Genomic DNA, 17,337 nt, shown 5'->3' on the forward strand with positions numbered 1-17,337 from the left:
TGGCTAAAATTACTTGAACAAGAGCCATCATATGTGGATGTCTGGCTAAAATGCTTAGCTAAAATTGCCTTTCTGAGTAACACAGTATTGCGCGGGAATAATAGTAGTAAAATTTAGTCAGCAACTCACAGAAAATTAAGCTCTTCATCTTGAAGGGATAAAGCACTATCAATGGAGGCTAATAACACACCATAGGTGTAACCGCAGTTGCCCACAAAAATCACTTGATTACCATTGAGTACCATCACTTCTACCCCATGATCGGTTTCCCAGTTGCAGGCGTAATGATAACGAATTGCCCGAGTCTCCATTGTGCTGGTGTCATCCAATATAATGTACAACGGCTGGGTATTTGCGGCTATTTCATTGATGGTATTTAAAGAAACCTCCAAATCACCACAATAATCTTCAAAGTACTTATGCATTTTGAGCATAGCATTTAGAATTTGATGCTTCGTTTCTGGTGTCATCAGAGAAACGTCTTCGAGCATTTTTATGCGTAACTTATCGTTGCCCTGAAGCTCACCTTCAATAATCAGTTCACTCGGTTTGTTGAATAATGGATCGTACATTTTTGTTATCCTTAATCCTCAATTAATTCATATGGATATAGCGCGATTTGCGCCAAGGATTGTGCAAAAAATTGGCTTAGGTTTGGGCTGATAAAGTCCATCATATCGGGGTCATGGGTGTATGAGATCACTTGTCCCATTTTACCTAATGCCGAGGGCGAATGATCTGCAATCAAGAGTAATGTGCCACCCCCAAATTGGGCAAAGGGCAGCCAACCTTCTTGATACCATCCCGATTGGATTTTGGGATCCCGCACTTCTGGCTCTTGGTAATTAGCGTAGTGCTGGGCCCGTTTTTTCATTCGGTCACGATATGTAAGAGATGAGGCTAAAGACAAAAAATCATACCGGCAAAAGTAATCTTTTCGGGCAAAGACTGTGCTCCACTCATTGCCGCCATTGGCATATCCCCAAAGCTCCCTTAACGGAGAAACAAATTTAAAACCTAATTGTTTTTCGGCTTCATCTAAGACTGAGTTTGATAAGCCACGATCCAGTTCTAATGTTTGATTCATGTTGGCGTAAATAGCACTCAATGCTTGTAGATACGTCTTAACATCCATTGTATTTATTCCTTCATCTTGACACTTGGCCGCAGTATTAATCCATTTGCTTTATACCGCGAACATATACACTTGGCGAACTTAGTTAATCGAATTAACCACATAAATTCTATTTTCATATTGCTACGACAGATTCTGTCTCAGCCTTCTATTACTTACTAAGCCGCTATTCCAGTCATACCTTATTAACTAGATATACAGCCTAATTTTCAGCGTCAAGTGACCCTTACTCAGTTTGAACCCTCGCTCGCCCCGCAAAATATAGGTGAATGAATTAATCGAGCGTCTTGAAAACCACACGCAGAATACGAGTAAACGTTCGGTGCAACATCCACTACTCGATGATATAGACCAAGCACTGGCGGCAATTGTGAGTGTCGTCGCGAGGAACACCATAGAACTCAGTTAATATAATCAGATAGGCGTGCTAAACAAAAAATGCCCCCCACGATGCCATAGTGATTATCGGGCTAACGGCTAACCCTAATCTTGAGTCAGAGCTTGAGGTATTAGTAATAGCCACTGGCATTGCAACAAAGCCCATAGAAAATCAGGCATCTATAGCGTCACAAATTGATGATAAGTACATTTAAGCGACAACAGCATTAACTCGACTGATGAATTCCTTTATGCATCTCTTTATGCCTCCCTTTATGCAAGAAGACTACGTCCTTATCAATAATTTCGAGTCGCCAGCCATAGTGATGCGCGATCCACTCAAAGGTCGCTTCGGCGTAAAAATTGATGTGGGTGGGATCGTTTTTATAGTGCCAGTGGGCAAATGCGGTTTTATCCTGCACACGCTTGGTCATGACCGCCAGAATGCCGTTGGGTTTTAATAACCTATCGAGCTGAGTAAGCAAACCTGCGGCACCACTCACGTGTTCTATGACTTCGGTTAAGGTAATAAAGTCGTATTGGCGGGCTAACGTTTCGGGATTATTGGCGTAATAAAGGTCGTAATTATCTATCTGATAACCGCGCGCCTTTGCCATTAGACTCAATGCCTTACCTTCTCCGCAGCCAAAATCGAGCCCTTGGGCCGAAGTGCTAACACGGCTAAGTAGTGGCTCAAGTGTGCGATTTAAAAATGTTTGATAGCCGAGATCATCGGCATGATTCTCGTGCTTATCGTACTCGGCTTTTTCTGCCTCGGCCGAAAGATAAAACTCAGAAGGCACGCTCACCAGTTGGCAGGTTTGGCATTGCAGGTAGCTACGCTTCCTATCTTGATGATAAGCGAGTAATTCAACGCCATGGCATAAGGGGCAGATATTCAACAACAATTCCTAGGGATAGTAAGGTGCATAGTAATGAGAATAGTCGTAATGTTCACAAATAATGCTAGCACTGACTAGCTGAAATCGACTGTGTTGATGGCTTGATTAAGGTTTAGGGATTTTACGCTCTTTTGCGGCGGCTTCTTTTGCTTCCCGTAAATATTTTTGCTCGCGACTTTCTCTTTCGTCGAACTGTTTTTGTGCCTTAAGTTTTTGCTGCGCTTCCCAATCGTTGGTTTGGGATTGTTGCTTAATTTTATCTTCCCGCTCTGTCGTCTCTTTAGTGGCTTGACGGGCCTTTTCTAATTGAGCCTGTTCTAATCGCTGTGAGTCGATGCGTGCCTTATCGGCTTTTTGCTCTAGGGTCAATCTAGGCTTTGGCGCCTCGGCGGCATTCGCTAACGCGAGATGAAAATTAAAGATGAAGACTAGCGATATTAATATTTTAGAGATTAACACTTTAAATAAATACGCCATTTCCGGTCTCCTTTATTCGATAATTGAATGAATCAATGATAAAAGCCAATTCACGCAAGATGTGCAAAACATAGCATAAAATCTGCCTAAGCTTGAAATATGCAGCAGGTGTTCTTAAAAAATATGCTTGAATACAAGTCTTAAACTACACTTTTTAAGTTTCTATTTGAGTGAAACAACAATTAGGTTTATTTTTAACCCCATTGGAATGATGTACTATTGGGCAACTTCGTGTTCAACGAAGACCTAAAAATGGGATGTGACTATTTTGCGTCACAAGGGAGTATCCTGAATGATCAGATGGCAACACTTACTTAAGAAACTCAGTACAGATGATCCTGTACTGCAAGAAAAGCTGTCTCTCTGGCAAGCACATCCCCATAAAACCCCCTTAGCCTTAATTCAAGGCTTTAGCTTTATTAGTGCCAACCAAGCCACCCTCAGTTATTTTGAGACTGAATACGATGCTTTTGTGAATGCGACTCCCTATGATTTTTCTCCGAGGATCCAATCTTCAGGCCGCAATAGTGTTGAATTTGCGCGGGAAATGATCCTTGAAGCCATTGCTGGCAATAATGTTGAATTCAACTGGCTGCACATGAGCCAACAAGGCAATGAACTGCCGACTCGAATTAATCTCTATCGCTGTTATCTGCAACAACAGCCCGTGGTACTCGTTGAATTACAAGCTCTTAATCGCCGCAATCAAATGCGCGAAACGATTTCTGATGGTTTTGCTCATATTCCCAAAGAAATTTTGTCGACCACGCTCGAAGAAAGTGCCGAAGCTGTGTATATCACTGACACTGATAATCAAATTTTGGCTGTCAATAAAGCAATGTGCCGTATTTGCGGCTATAGCGCTGAGCAGCTCATCAGTAAAACCCCTGAATTTTTAGAGGTAAGAACCCATAATATGGGGGAAGAAACCGAATGCCAAATCGCCTTGAAACAAAGGGGATTTTGGCAGGGCGAAACGTGGAAAAGACGTTCAGATGGCAGTAACTTTCCTGCTTGGCAGAGCAGTCGTAAAATCGTCACGGAAGATGATGCTCATTATAATGTGAATATTTTCAGTGATATTAGTACTAAAAAACTATTAGAAACCCAGCTAACAACTCGAGCTATGTACGATACCTTGACTGGATTACCTAACAGGTTCCATCTCAAGCAGATCCTCAATAGTGCCCTCGAAAAACTTAAAACAGATCCCCTCGCACTGGGCGCGTTGATGTTTTTAGATCTCAATGGTTTCAAGAATATCAATGACAGCTTCGGTCACTCCATGGGCGATAGAGTATTACAACTCGTCGCAGCCAGACTCGAAGCAGGTTGTATCGAAAAGGCCGACATAGCCCGTATGGGCGGAGATGAGTTTACCTTAGTGCTGCAAGACTGTAGCTGCAAAGATGAAATCCAACTGTTTGCAGAACAGATACTCAGCTTATTTGAGAGTCCCTTTGAAATTGAAGGCCAAAAGTTCTTCCTCGGCACTAGCATAGGCATTGCGCTATTTCCTATCCACAGTAACCAAGCGGGACAGCTGATTAGTCTTGCCGATACTGCCATGTATTGCGCTAAAAAGAGCTTACCGCATCTCGTGTTTTACGATAAGGAAATGAGCCTAGCAGCCGAGTTAAAATTACAGTTAATCAATAACCTAAGGCATGCGCATAGCCTAAAACAATTCACTCTCGCTTATCAAGCCATAGTCGATTTACACACAAATCAAACTATTGCTGCCGAAGCCCTGCTCCGCTGGCAGAAGTCACCGACAGAATATTATGAAGCTGCCGACTTTGTGCCATTGCTTGAGGAAACAGGATTAATTGTCAGCATTGGCCAATGGGTATTAGAACAGGCCTGTGTACAAGCGGCCCTCTGGCGAGCACATTATCAACCCGACTTTAGAATTTCAGTCAATGTGTCACCACTGCAATTGGAACACTTAGATTTTATCGACCAAGTGATAAATGCCTTAGAAATGGCGAAGTTACCCGCTGAAGCACTGATTTTAGAAATTACCGAATCGGCATTGTTACGACAACCGGAGCAAGCACGACTCACACTCAATCGTATCAAAGCGTTAGGTGTCAGCATAGCCATCGATGATTTTGGGACTGGGTTATCGTCACTCAGTCGCTTAGGGACTTTGCCAATAGACAGCGTCAAAATTGATGCCGAGTTTGCCTTGCGCTTAAACGAAGTCTCAGGACAAAAGCTCTGCAATGCTATAGTGCAACTCGCACAAGCACTCGACATTCACTTCGTCGCAGAAGGTATTGAAACTCAACAACAAAAAGACATAATGACTGACATGGGCCAAGGTTTCGCCCAAGGATTTCTATTTGGCTACCCGAGTTCAGTCGAAAACTTCACCCAAGCCTTTCTTGCGGAAAAACGCTTAGCCTAGAACAGATTTAGGACTGCCGATGTTCGCATCGGCTCGATAATCCGACTTGTGCACCAAATTAACGCTCTCAACGTTTACAAAGGAAAACGAAAGATTCCGCTAAGGTTTTATCGAAATATTTTGATGGGTCGCGAACGAAGGGGAAAGATTTTCTTGCAGAAAACATATGATTTAAGCTCGATAGCCCTGCCAGCACGCCATTTACTAATAGTTATGAATGGAATCTACTCCCCTGCAAAACCAATGATGGCCTGGCAAAGCACTCTCATCATTATCAAAAAAACACTATATTTAAAGCTCGATAGCCATGCCAGCACGCCATTTACTAATAGTAATGAATGGAATCACTCCCCTGCAAAGCCAATGATGGCCAGGCAAAGCGCTCTCATCATTATCAATAAAAACACCATATTTAAAGCTCGATAGCCCTGCCAGCACGCCATTTACTAATAGTAATGAATGGAATCACTCCCCTGCAAAGCAATTGGCTGGCAAAGCTATCTCATCATTTGCTGCGCAAATGAATCCCAGTTATTAAACCGTATTTCACATTAAGTTAGCGTGATCTGAATAAGATTTTGACTATTTTAATTCGTACGGAGTCTCAAAAACTCAATAACTTAAAAGCACTAATTCATACCTAAAACATCTAAGACTCAATAGCCTTAACCCCATCAACTATACCTTACCACTGGATTCATTTGAGTTCTGATAACGGGCCTGCACTGTACTCGGCATCGCCTTAATCCGCAGTTCCACCATAGCATCAAATGCCATCATTAACGGCTGAACATCAAGGGTAGGATCAAGGGCGCTTAACATATAAGCGCAAGCTTCTAAGGTCGATAAACTATCGCTACGACTCGATTTACGGATCCGATAGCGCGATTCATAACCTTCAGCCAAATGCACCGCAGGATACTGGGTTAACCAAGGATTCAGCTGCAGCATTTTGAATGCCTTACGCCAAGTGCCATCGAGCAACAGCAATATACAATCAGGATTAATATGTTGCTGTTCAACACTTACACTTAACGCAGAGGGATAGACGAGATAAATAGGCTTATTACACGCCGCTAAATATTCCCGTAAACCTTTGAAGTCAGACTCGCTTTCACCCACATAAACTTGCGTTTTAGGTACAGCAAGACTCAATACCCGCACACTATTCTTCTTATGTTCGACTTCACTCGGGTGCTGTAAAACCACCAACTGAGTCATTGGAGAGATAGGCTGAACACTCGCACATAAGCAAGCATTTTGCGGATAACGACAGATAGAACAATAAAAACGCGACAAAGGCGCAGTCCTCTTAACTTTAGCCTAAAAACTAACACAGCTCACTCAAATTCAATATTCAAGACGGTTTAAGGCTCTATTTTTCAAGCTGTTTTTTTGTTGAACTTTTGTGACAACATCGTATAGTGACACCAGCAAGAACGCTAAGGTCAATAAGTTAAAACTGCTAACACTTAGCATTTATTATACTTTTCTTGCTTTCAGTACCCACAACAAGGACGATAAAATGGACAAAAGACTGATCAGTATTGCGGTTGTATTCGGATTATTGAGTACAAATACATTTGCAGCCACAGACAAAGCCTACCAACATGATGTCAATATTAACTATGGCGCCTCAAGTGAAGCATTTAGTGATGGCGGCTGGAGTGCTGACTATCGCTACTATTCTACCCCAGTTAGTCAAGATTCTGCGCCCTACGCAATAAGTGGCTTTTTAGCACAAACATCTAATATTGGTGGTAATTATAGTTTTAATGATGATTTAGACTCTTATGCTGTCAATGGAGAATATGTTTTCGCATCTAAATGGTTTGTTGGTGCAAATTACTTCAATCTAGATAATGATTTCTATAATGCTAATACTTATGGAATCAACTTAGGTTATTACTTTAACGCTACCTCGGCTGTTTATGCTAGCTACTCCAGTAGTGACGGTGATTATGATGCTGGATTTGGATCAAAAGGAAATTCTGACAATGATGCGTTCGGCATAGGAATACGCAGTTTTATTCCTTTGCAATCGATAGCAGGTATTGATTTGCAAGCAAACATCTACTACAGCCAGTCTGATAATACGCTAACTAACGGCCCTAACGGTCAATATAACAATAGCAATAACAGTACAATTGTAAACTTAACTGCTGATTGGTACATGACTCGCGCTTGGTCTATCGGCGCAAACTACAGTATTCAAGACGATAAGGACCCTTACAGTATTAATACTGCTTATCACTGGCGTATTACAGACTTAATATCCGCTCGAGCTGGTATTGCCAAGTCATTTGAACCCGATTGGGATGGCGTTGATATTTCACTTAGTCTCAACGGCCGCTTTTAAATAAAAAATGCCCGCAGCTTGTGGTTAGCAAGACTGCGGGCAAAGGGTTTACAGAATATACTCAGCAGCACTGATTTCACAAACAGCCCTGTTTACTCTTGAAGCATCGTCATCACAATCGATCATATGATGGGTCTAATCCCGCTTTATCGCTCCTGAACTCAATACTACTAATGCTCGCCAACTAACTGCTCTTGGTGCCAGTGGTCGAATCGACTCAGCGCCATCATCAACAACAAACCAATAGAAAACACGCCCATGACGAGTGCCACTGCGTAAGGTGCAGTTAAATTCGTTTGCTGTATAAGTCCAGCTAAAACGGATGCACCACTCATCTGAATAAAACCTAGCATAGCCGCGGCAGTCCCCGCTCGCTCACCAAAAGCTGACAGCGCCATACTAGTAGCAGGACCAAGTAAGAAGGCAAATCCCACACATAACAACATCATAGGTAACATGAAGTTAAAAGCTGCTGCCATCCCTGTATTTGGACCAAACTGTTGGCCCGCCACTGTCGCCACTGAAGACAGAACGAGTAAGAATAGAGCCAAAATAACCGTTGGACGATTACCCAGTTTGCGAATGACGATCGGTGCCGCAAAACAGGCCACGATATTGAACACAGCATTGAGTCCGAATAAGCCACTAAACGCCAACTCTGAAACCCCTAAATGCCCAATCAACCACACAGGCGCATAAGACACATAACTCAAAATAGCCGCCATAGCCGACATACAAGCAAAGGCATAAAACAAAAAGTGGGTGTTACCGAGTACAGGTTTGAATCTGCCCCAACGGTAAAGTGGGCCAGTAGTAACAGTGTTGGCTGGACGAGTCTCAGGTAAGCGATAACCAACAACGAGCATCATCAACATGGCATATAACGTCATGAAAACGAAGGTTGAACGCCAGCCGAATTGCATCGCTAGCAAGCCACCTAAGGTTGGTGCTAAAGCTGGGATCACGCAAATCGCTCCATTTAAGTAACTGTAAATTTTAGCGCCTTCTTTTTGTGAGTAGCAGTCGCGCACCGCACTAAACACCACGATAGAAGTTGAACAGGCGGCTAAACCTTGCAGCACACGAGCAATCTGTAACCAATGAAACTCGATGGCCGCGGCAGCGAGAAGACTACTTGCGCCGTAGAGTAAGACCCCGAAAATGGCCACAGGACGGCGGCCATAACGGTCGGCTAATGGCCCAATCAACACTTGGCCTAAGCCCATGGCGAATAAAAACAATACGAGCGTGGATTGCACATCACTGGCAGATACGGCGAATTCTGTCGCCATAGTTGGCATTGAAGGTAAATAAATATCGATGGCTAATGGGCTGAGCAGCACCATAGACATCAGGATAGGTAACAGATTGCGCCGCATAAATAATCTCAGTTGATCAGGGAAAGGTATTTCAGTGGGCGCTATTTTAATTAACTCAAGGTATGAACAGAAATGGTATAATTTCCAAAGTAAATTTCCTCTGAGGAATATCTGTGAATATCGACAACTTAGCCAGAATCGATTTGAACTTGCTGGTCATACTCAAAGTGCTGCTAGAGGAGCAGAGTGTCACTCGCGCCGCCAGCCGATTACATATAAGCCAGTCAGCCCTCAGTAAGAGCTTAAATCGACTCAGAGAAACCTTAGATGATCCCCTATTTCAGCGCACGGCGCATGGCTTAAAACCCACCGCGCACGCCCTCATTCTTGGGCAAAAACTGCCGAATATATTGCAAGACTTGTATCAACTCACTCAGCCTCCGACCTTTAATCCTGCCAGTAGCAATCGACAATTTTCTTTTGCCATGGTGGAAAGCGCCTATGAAACCTTAATCCCATATTTTATCGGCCCTATGCTGACCACGGCACCCAACGTCAAACTCGACTCCTATGTCTGGACCGAAAAATCGATGCAGGATTTGCAGCAAGGGCAAATCGACTTTGGCATTTCAGGGCGGGATTTGCATCCACTGTCAGATTTTCAAGTAGATCGCCTGCCCGAAGGGATTGCCTATCAAACATTATTTACCGATCAACAAGTCTGCTTAGTGCGAGAGGATCACCCGCTGATGGCGGCGCTCACCTCAGAACAATGGAATTTACCCCTTTACCTCGATATGGCCCATGTGCAGGTTCGTTGTGAAGGTAGTGATTGGTGGGCACTGGATTACTTTCTTGCCGATCTTGGGCATAGACGCCGGATCAGCACGACTGTACCCGACTTTTATGGTGCCGCCAGCGTTTGCGCCCACAGCAATTTAATCTTCACTCTGCCGTCGAGCTTTGCCCGTCACGCCTGCCAACTTTATCCGCTCAAACAACTGCCACTGCCTTTCGAATTTATGCCAATGGCCTATGTGTTGTTATGGCATCAAAGAAATGATGAAGATCAAGGGCATAAATGGATTAGAGAAACCATTTGTCAAAGTGTGTCTAAGTTATTCAATCCCACAGAAATGCTTTAACACGACAAAAACGGCCAGTAAAAAGCCCGACAAAGCAAAGGCTTTATCGGGCTAATATCGAGGCACGCTATTAAGAATAGCGATTACAGAATAAATGTCGCGACTTGCGCATTCAGGTCATTAGCGCGAGCTTTTAAGCCCCTCGCCTGTGCCAAATCTGCCATGGCCGATGCGGTAATCTCATCGGTCACATCTTTAATCGCAACAGTATTCTGAGTTATTTCACCCGTCACTTGAGTCTGTTCTTCCGCTGCGGTAGCAATTTGGCCTGCCATATCAGAAATCACGTTGACCGCTTGCGTAATCTCTTCAAGGGCTTTCGCCGCGGCATTTGCATCTTCTACGCTATGACCCGCTAATGCTTGGCTGCTTTCCATCAAGCTGACTGCTCGAGCGGTAGTCCGTTGTAGCGTTTCAATCGTGGTATGTACTTCCTGAGTCGAATCCTGTGTACGACGTGACAGTACTCGAACTTCATCGGCAACGACCGCAAAACCACGGCCTTGCTCGCCAGCACGAGCCGCTTCAATGGCTGCGTTAAGCGCTAACAGGTTAGTTTGCTCTGCAATCCCTTGAATTGTCGCCAGAATACTCGAGATAGACTTAGCGTGACGACTTAAATCGCCGATGACATCCGTTGCTTGAGTCACTTCATCTGCGAGTGAATTAATCGAGTTACGAGTTTTATTCACTAACTCTTTGCCCTGTAAACTGCTCGCTGCTGACTGTTGAGCCGCCGTTGCCGTGTTCTCAGCATTGGCTGCGATCTCATTAGTCGCACTCGCCATTTCAGTTACCGCAGTCGCGACCATAGCGACTTCTTGTTGCTGACGTTGTAACTCCGCAACTGAAGTTTGCGTGGTGGCAAGACTACGTTCAGCATCGGCATCTAATTCATTCGCTAATTGGCGAATATGGCTGATCAGCTGATGTTGACTGCCCACAAAGCGGTTAAAGCTGTCGGCAAGCACGCCCACTTCATCTTGAGTGTCGACTGAAATACGTTGAGTTAAATCACCATTACCATCGGCAATACGCGCCAGCGCCTGCGATACTCGACTCAGAGAACCCAGCAGGACACTTACTAGCCAAGAAATGGCTAATACACTTAAGATCAACACGAGTGCAGAAAGCCCAAACTGAGTGAGTAACAAGCTCGACAGTGGCGACTCTAGCGTTTCCTTATCAAGCACTAACACTAATTCCCAATCTGTATTAGGGATATCAACGCTCCAGACTAATTTGTCACGTCCTTCATTTTCAAAATACATAGGTAACAGAGTGCCCGCTGCACGGCTTTGTTCTGGTAAGTTGCGATTAAGCTCGTTATCGATTTCAGCTATAGGTTTCATCGTCTTAGCTTGATCTTTATAAGCGATCACTGTGCCGTCTTTGTGCATCATGATGGCATAACCGTTTGCCGGTAACTTCATGCGGTTGACCTCTTCGATAAGATTACTAATCGATAGATCTCCAGCAATAACTCCACCTGCAACAGGCTCGGCCAAAGTCACCACTAAAATATTAAAAGCAGTATCAAGATAAGGTCGAGTAAATACACTTCCACCAGTTCGCATAGCCTCTTGGTACCAAGGTCGTGTACGAGGATCATAATTTGTATAGTCAGTTGCAGGCTCTGAATCTCTCATATTGCCGTTAGACTCACCAAAATATGTCGATTCAAACCCTCCCGATTGCTTAGCCTGTTTCATTGCTTGCACAATGTCATTATTGCGCTGCCCAGCAAGACCTTTAACAATTTTCTGACGACTTGCAAGCCACTCACTAATCAGTAACGCTTGCTGGTCTCCAAGACGTTGAGCCTGTTCTAAATTCACGTCTAATAGTACTTTCTTCTGACTTGTATAACTTTGCCAAGATAACAGTAAAATTACCGATGAGAGAGCGAGAATTACGGAAAAAAGGATTTTTTGTCTTAATGAATATGATTTCATAATATATTTCACGAATAAAAACTGGATAATTATGCTGACCAAAAATAATAACTATTCCTAGTAGCGCTTAGTTTACTTAGATACGTAAAAATAACGGCGAATACACTTATTTTTACCGCAAGAATAAACAAACTCACAACAAATCCAAGATAGATCAACGTATGCATCTGAGCACCGGCCTCTTATTTAATAGGACGCCTAATTTATGCATATTTAAATATGCACTATAAATCTCATGTAATTTAAAATTACTCTTATCTTAATGCTAATAGTTACGAATTAAATTCAACTTAAATAGAAATGAGTTATAAAAGCATTTAGATGAAAAAGTAATAAAAGTGCCATTTTTATTACATGGCACTTTTATATCAAGATCAAATCATTCGCTATTTTAAACTTAGGCTACAGAATAAATGTCGCGACTTGTGCATTCAGGTCATTAGCACGAGCTTTTAAGCCCCTCGCCTGTGCCAAATCTGCCATGGCCGATGCGGTAATCTCATCGGTCACATCTTTAATCGCAACCGTATTCTGGGTTATTTCACCCGTCACTTGAGTCTGTTCTTCCGCTGCGGTAGCAATTTGGCCTGCCATATCTGAAATCACGTTGACCGCTTGCGTAATCTCTTCAAGGGCTTTCGCCGCCGCATTGGCATCCTCTACGCTATGACCCGCTAATGCTTGGCTGCTTTCCATCAAGCTGACTGCTCGAGCGGTAGTCCGTTGTAGCGTTTCAATCGTGGTATGTACTTCCTGAGTCGAATCCTGTGTACGACGTGACAGTACTCGAACTTCATCGGCAACGACCGCAAAACCACGGCCTTGCTCGCCAGCACGAGCCGCTTCAATGGCTGCGTTAAGCGCCAACAGATTAGTTTGCTCAGCAATCCCTTGAATTGTCGCCAGAATACTCGAGATAGACTTAGCGTGACGACTTAAATCGCCGATGACATCCGTTGCTTGAGTCACTTCATCTGCGAGTGAATTAATCGAGTTACGAGTTTTATTCACTAACTCTTTACCCTGTAAACTGCTCGCTGCAGACTGTTGAGCCGCTGTTGCCGTGTTCTCAGCATTGGCTGCAATCTCATTAGTCGCACTCGCCATTTCAGTTACCGCAGTCGCGACCATAGCGACTTCTTGCTGTTGACGTTGTAACTCCGCAACTGAAGTTTGCGTGGTGGTAAGACTACGTTCAGCATCGGCATCTAATTCATTCGCTAATTGGCGAATATGGCTGATCAGCTGATGTTGACTGCCCACAAAGCGGTTAAAGCTGTCGGCAAGCACGCCCACTTCATCTTGAGTGTCGACTGAAATACGTTGAGTTAAATCACCATTACCATCGGCAATACGCGCAAGGGCTTGCGATACTCGACTCAGAGGACCCAGTAACATGCCAACTAACCAAGAAATGGCTAACACACTCAGCAACAGTACGAGTGCAGAGAGACCCAGTTGAGTGAGTAACAGGCTCGAGAGTGGTGACTCTAGCGTTTCCTTATCAAGCACTAACACTAATTCCCAATCTGTATTAGGGATATCAACGCTCCAGACTAATTTGTCACGTCCTTCATTTTCAAAATACATAGGCAACAGAGTACCCGCTGCACGGCTCTGTTCTGGTAAGTTGCGATTAAGTTCATTGTCGATTTCACCTATAGGTTTCATCGTCTTAGCTTGATCTTTATAAGCGATCACTGTGCCGTCTTTGTGCATCATGATGGCATAACCGTTTGCCGGTAACTTCATCCGATTAACACCGTCAACTAGGCTTGCGATAGATAAGTCACCACCCACAACACCTTGTGCGGTAGGCTGCGCCATAGTCACAACCAGAATGTTATAGGCAACATCCACGTAAGGTTTTGTCAAAATAAGACCGCGCTCACTGATGGCTTGTTGATACCAAGGGCGGCTGCGAGGATCATAGCCCGTACGATCAATACTCGGATCAGAATCCAACATTTGCCCTGCTTGAGAGCCAAAATAGGTCAGCTGAAAACGGCCCGATGCCTGTGCTTGTTGAAGTGTATTGAGGCTGTCACCTTCAACTTTGTTCGCCAGGGCTCCCATAATATCTTGGCGGCCAGCCAACCATTCTTGGATCCGCTCAGCCTGCTGTTCACCTAAGCGCTGCACTTGTTCTAGGCTGTTTTGTAACAGCTGGGATTTTTGGCTGGAATAACTTTGCCATGACAACAAACCAATCACGAGTGAAAGGGCTGCCACGACAGAGAACAGAATTTTTTGCTTGAGCGAATATGAGTTCATGTTGGCGTCTAATTAATTAACAAAGCAGTGAAACAAGAGGGTGTTTGAGCGGGTCGAACGAACATTTACAACCAATATAATAAGGCGGCTAACTGAGTTAAAACTGCAGTTAAATTTGAGCTGAATTTTCTCATATTCTGTACAGTTAGCAAAGAAATTGCTCAGATTTACATCAAAAAGATTTTAGCAAACACATATAATTAACCAACCGTTATTCGAGCAACAACATATAGAAAGGCATGCGATCACATATCAAAGTAATGCGCAACACCAAAATGGCCTCCGGAGTAAAATAAAGTAAATTAATCAAGATTAACGTGACCTATACGCACTCGCTATTGCACACTAAATGTCCACTGCCTATCGAGGAGTTCTTATGATTTTTCAACAGTTCCAACAGAGCCCACTGCAGACCCGAATTTCTGGCCCACGGGCTTGGTTAGCGATGGCAATTAGCATTAGCCTAATTTGTTTATCACTATTTTTATTGCCCTTCGTGCTCTTATTTGGCGCGATTGCGCTCGGTTGTTTAGTCCTATTTAGCCGCTTTTATATGGCACGTCAGTTGGCTAAGTTTAATCAGGCTCAGGCAAGCGCAACGCAGCATGCCCACGCGACAGAGGAGCCGCAGAGTCAGGTTTATGGATCTGACACTATTGTTAGGGAATCTAATGCGGCACGCCATCAAGGGCGCACTTTTGAGCATAAAGAGGATGAACACTAGTTCAATCGAAGCAAAACTGTGCTTAAGCGAGTAAGGTCTGCGCGCGTTTAAGGCTATGAATTTCAGCGGGATCTTGGGTTACCTCAAGCACATTTTCAATCTGTAATACCAGTGAACGCCACAGAGGCTCGATAATATCCGCCTCTTTTTTATTGGCATTTTGCCGTGCCAGCTTAAGCAAAGCAGCAGACCCAACGACATCAATTCGCCCTAAGATACCGTCGGCCAGTGCCATACTCAGCTCAATCATCGCAGGCACACTGTGGCTATATTTGATCACTTGGCGCAAATAATCCTCAGCTTGAGTCAAATCACTGCCAAAAGCATTGTCATCATTGAGCATATGCTGCGCCCGCGTGAGCATAGCATCGAGTTGTCCTTGCTCGGCAGCTTCGGCCATCCAATGCTCACTGGCAATCATATCTCGAGTATAACCATCTCCATTGGCAAGCATTAATGCTAAATGATACTGAGCATGGGGATAACCTGCTTGCGCGGCTTTGCTTATAAAATGATAGGCTTGAGTTAAGTTCTTTTGCTGGTAATGCAACACACCTAGATTCGCCATCGCTTCGGTTTGCTCGCCATCTGCAGCACCTTGTAAGTATTGCTGTGCTAACTTGCTATCGGGTTGAAACGACTCACTGCCTACAAGATAAAAATATCCCAATAACGCCATCGCATTGACCACACCTGCTGCTGCTGCAGTGGCAATGATCTGTTCACCTTTAGCCACTTCTGGCGCGCCTTGATAACCGTGGATCAGTGCTACGCCATGCTCATGTAAGGCTTCCATGTGCTTAGGTGCCGCAAGGGAAAACCAATAGGCCGCTCGGGCAAAACTGTCAGCTGCGCTAATGTGAGAAATGGGATTTAGAGGTGAAACTGTGGATAAATCTTGGCTTGATATAGCTTCGGCTTCTGCCGCAAGTTCTTGCTCTTTGAGCAGTTCTTGTTCTTTCAGTATCAAAGCCTTGGTCTTAAACGATATCCCCACCAAATACTGCGCTTGCGGGTCATCTTCCATCACAGCTCGGTAACATAAGTCCCTCACAGTCATTGCGTCAGTCGCTTCATAACAGTAGTCAGGGGCAACTCGACCTTTAACCTTAGGATACAAGTGCTCGACTAAAGTCAGGACATCTTTAATGGATTTTTGCGCTAGCGCGAGTAATTGTTCTTGGGTGAGATGGTATTTCTCAGGATGAGCGCCGCGGTTACCGTCGGCACGCAATCGATGCAGGGCACGAGTGGTCTTCACATCAATCACGCGCCGCTGATTTAGCTGTTCGATCCTATCGTATAAATTCGGACTGGAAAACGCGATTTGCTTATCTTGCCCCAGTAACTCTGTAAGTTTATGGGTAAAACTGCGAATGTGCAGTAGCGACTGTGTCGGCACATCCTGCACATAGCTTTTCGCCTTGAGGTAATCATCACTCAAGGAGACCGAAAAATCGTGGATAAACTCACTATCCTTAATGACTGTTTTCGTCCCCATGAGTGATTCCCTGCAGGCTGAATTGATGTTGCACTATTCGACGCTTGGTTTTTTCGACACCATATATAAGCGGAACAAAGCGACGTTAACGAATAATCCAATAAAAGACATAAAAGTATCCGCTAACATTTGCACAGGTAATCCGCCCATGGATGCTAACCCAGAAAGCTGGCTACCTATGACGGAGAGTGGTAAATATAACATCAATAATGCAATGGTTTTCAGTACGATAGGGCCACTAAAACTAAAACTACCCTTAATCGCTTCTAGCGGTGTTAAGCGCTCAACCACAACCATAAAGTTCACATAGGCTAAACGCGCAAAGAGATAGAAGCTAATTACCAATCCTACCAGCCACACAGGACCGAAGGCGGCAAACAGCATCACTGGTGCTAAAATCGCTAGACCAGAAAACACCCCAGCCAATAATAATGGTGGAACAAAAGGTAAACTCGCCTTCAACACCACTCCCGCTGAAGGACTATGCCCTTGTGAGCGCAGTTCTAAAAACAGAGTCAAAGCGGCAATTAATACCGAAAATGTAAGTAGTAACAGCATCATGGCGATCATATGCGGCGCGCCAAACTGTGGGTTTTCTAGATCAACTTTACTCATCTCTATACCAAGCCATAACTGGATCCCCACTTGGATCAAAAGTAATGGGATCGTCAGCATAGCGAGTTGCGCCAGATGATTACGGAAGAAGTTATAGGCTTCTGACAAAATTGCGGATAGTGACATGCGACTTTCCAAAT

Annotated in this window: 16 protein-coding genes; 6 read left to right on the plus strand and 10 right to left on the minus strand. The window is 44.2% G+C overall.

Features of this window, described 5'->3' with window-relative positions; genetic code table 11:
• Nucleotides 1-125 precede the first annotated feature (125 nt).
• Both L5M40_RS11440 and L5M40_RS11445 read right to left on the minus strand, forming a co-directional pair.
• Entirely contained in the window at nucleotides 126-572 is a 447-nt protein-coding gene (locus tag L5M40_RS11440) for a DUF6985 domain-containing protein (protein ID WP_168827277.1), read from the minus strand.
• Between the two features lie 11 nt (nucleotides 573-583).
• Nucleotides 584-1,135, minus strand: a complete 552-nt coding sequence (locus tag L5M40_RS11445) for an SMI1/KNR4 family protein (protein ID WP_263175646.1) — start codon at nucleotides 1,133-1,135, stop codon at nucleotides 584-586.
• Nucleotides 1,136-1,400: 265 nt separating this feature from the next.
• On the opposite strand from L5M40_RS11445, the gene L5M40_RS11450 reads away from it, so the two are divergent.
• Nucleotides 1,401-1,544, plus strand: coding sequence for a hypothetical protein (locus tag L5M40_RS11450; protein WP_211085969.1), 144 nt, complete (start codon nucleotides 1,401-1,403; stop codon nucleotides 1,542-1,544).
• 196 nt (nucleotides 1,545-1,740) lie between these two features.
• On the opposite strand, the gene L5M40_RS11455 is transcribed toward L5M40_RS11450, so the two are convergent.
• A complete protein-coding gene (locus L5M40_RS11455; RefSeq protein WP_263175647.1) occupies nucleotides 1,741-2,415 on the minus strand; it encodes a class I SAM-dependent methyltransferase in 675 nt (224 codons plus the stop codon).
• A 105-nt stretch (nucleotides 2,416-2,520) separates the two neighbouring features.
• A complete protein-coding gene (locus L5M40_RS11460) occupies nucleotides 2,521-2,892 on the minus strand; it encodes a hypothetical protein (protein WP_219255514.1) in 372 nt (123 codons plus the stop codon).
• 292 nt (nucleotides 2,893-3,184) lie between these two features.
• Between L5M40_RS11460 and L5M40_RS11465 the strand changes: the two genes are divergently transcribed.
• A complete protein-coding gene (locus tag L5M40_RS11465) occupies nucleotides 3,185-5,305 on the plus strand; it encodes a putative bifunctional diguanylate cyclase/phosphodiesterase (protein ID WP_263256678.1) in 2,121 nt (706 codons plus the stop codon).
• A gap of 153 nt (nucleotides 5,306-5,458) precedes the next feature.
• Nucleotides 5,459-5,731: a hypothetical protein gene (locus tag L5M40_RS11470; RefSeq protein WP_263175649.1), complete on the plus strand. Its 273-nt coding sequence runs from the start codon at nucleotides 5,459-5,461 to the stop codon at nucleotides 5,729-5,731.
• 252 nt (nucleotides 5,732-5,983) lie between these two features.
• Here the strand turns inward: L5M40_RS11470 and L5M40_RS11475 are convergent, their stop codons facing one another.
• A complete protein-coding gene (locus L5M40_RS11475) occupies nucleotides 5,984-6,604 on the minus strand; it encodes a tRNA-uridine aminocarboxypropyltransferase (protein WP_263173498.1) in 621 nt (206 codons plus the stop codon).
• Nucleotides 6,605-6,830: 226 nt separating this feature from the next.
• On the opposite strand from L5M40_RS11475, the gene L5M40_RS11480 reads away from it, so the two are divergent.
• Nucleotides 6,831-7,664, plus strand: a complete 834-nt coding sequence (locus L5M40_RS11480) for a hypothetical protein (protein ID WP_263173496.1) — start codon at nucleotides 6,831-6,833, stop codon at nucleotides 7,662-7,664.
• A 170-nt stretch (nucleotides 7,665-7,834) separates the two neighbouring features.
• Here L5M40_RS11480 and L5M40_RS11485 read toward each other — a convergent pair whose 3' ends face one another.
• Nucleotides 7,835-9,043: a multidrug effflux MFS transporter gene (locus L5M40_RS11485; protein WP_263173493.1), complete on the minus strand. Its 1,209-nt coding sequence runs from the start codon at nucleotides 9,041-9,043 to the stop codon at nucleotides 7,835-7,837.
• A 113-nt stretch (nucleotides 9,044-9,156) separates the two neighbouring features.
• On the opposite strand from L5M40_RS11485, the gene L5M40_RS11490 reads away from it, so the two are divergent.
• Nucleotides 9,157-10,128 (plus strand): LysR family transcriptional regulator, encoded by a 972-nt coding sequence (locus L5M40_RS11490; protein ID WP_263175650.1) that lies wholly within the window; start codon nucleotides 9,157-9,159, stop codon nucleotides 10,126-10,128.
• An 83-nt stretch (nucleotides 10,129-10,211) separates the two neighbouring features.
• On the opposite strand, the gene L5M40_RS11495 is transcribed toward L5M40_RS11490, so the two are convergent.
• Entirely contained in the window at nucleotides 10,212-12,083 is a 1,872-nt protein-coding gene (locus L5M40_RS11495; protein WP_263175651.1) for a methyl-accepting chemotaxis protein, read from the minus strand.
• Between the two features lie 402 nt (nucleotides 12,084-12,485).
• Complete coding sequence (locus L5M40_RS11500; RefSeq protein WP_263256680.1) at nucleotides 12,486-14,357, minus strand: methyl-accepting chemotaxis protein; 1,872 nt, start codon at nucleotides 14,355-14,357, stop codon at nucleotides 12,486-12,488.
• A 376-nt stretch (nucleotides 14,358-14,733) separates the two neighbouring features.
• Here L5M40_RS11500 and L5M40_RS11505 point away from each other — a divergent pair, with 376 nt between their 5' ends.
• Nucleotides 14,734-15,081 carry a hypothetical protein gene (locus L5M40_RS11505; RefSeq protein ID WP_263175652.1) on the plus strand — a complete coding sequence of 116 codons (348 nt, stop codon included), beginning with the start codon at nucleotides 14,734-14,736 and terminating at the stop codon, nucleotides 15,079-15,081.
• 22 nt (nucleotides 15,082-15,103) lie between these two features.
• Here L5M40_RS11505 and L5M40_RS11510 read toward each other — a convergent pair whose 3' ends face one another.
• Together L5M40_RS11510 and L5M40_RS11515 are read right to left on the minus strand one after the other, a co-directional pair.
• On the minus strand, nucleotides 15,104-16,582 hold the full coding sequence (locus L5M40_RS11510; protein WP_263256682.1) for a DUF4145 domain-containing protein: 1,479 nt from the start codon (nucleotides 16,580-16,582) through the stop codon (nucleotides 15,104-15,106).
• Nucleotides 16,583-16,615: 33 nt separating this feature from the next.
• Nucleotides 16,616-17,323 carry a hypothetical protein gene (locus L5M40_RS11515; RefSeq protein WP_105250588.1) on the minus strand — a complete coding sequence of 236 codons (708 nt, stop codon included), beginning with the start codon at nucleotides 17,321-17,323 and terminating at the stop codon, nucleotides 16,616-16,618.
• Between the last annotated feature and the right edge of the window lie 14 nt (nucleotides 17,324-17,337).

Origin of the sequence: Shewanella sp. SM68, assembly GCF_025653925.1 — a bacterium.
GTDB classification, from domain to species: Bacteria; Pseudomonadota; Gammaproteobacteria; order Enterobacterales; family Shewanellaceae; genus Shewanella; species Shewanella oncorhynchi.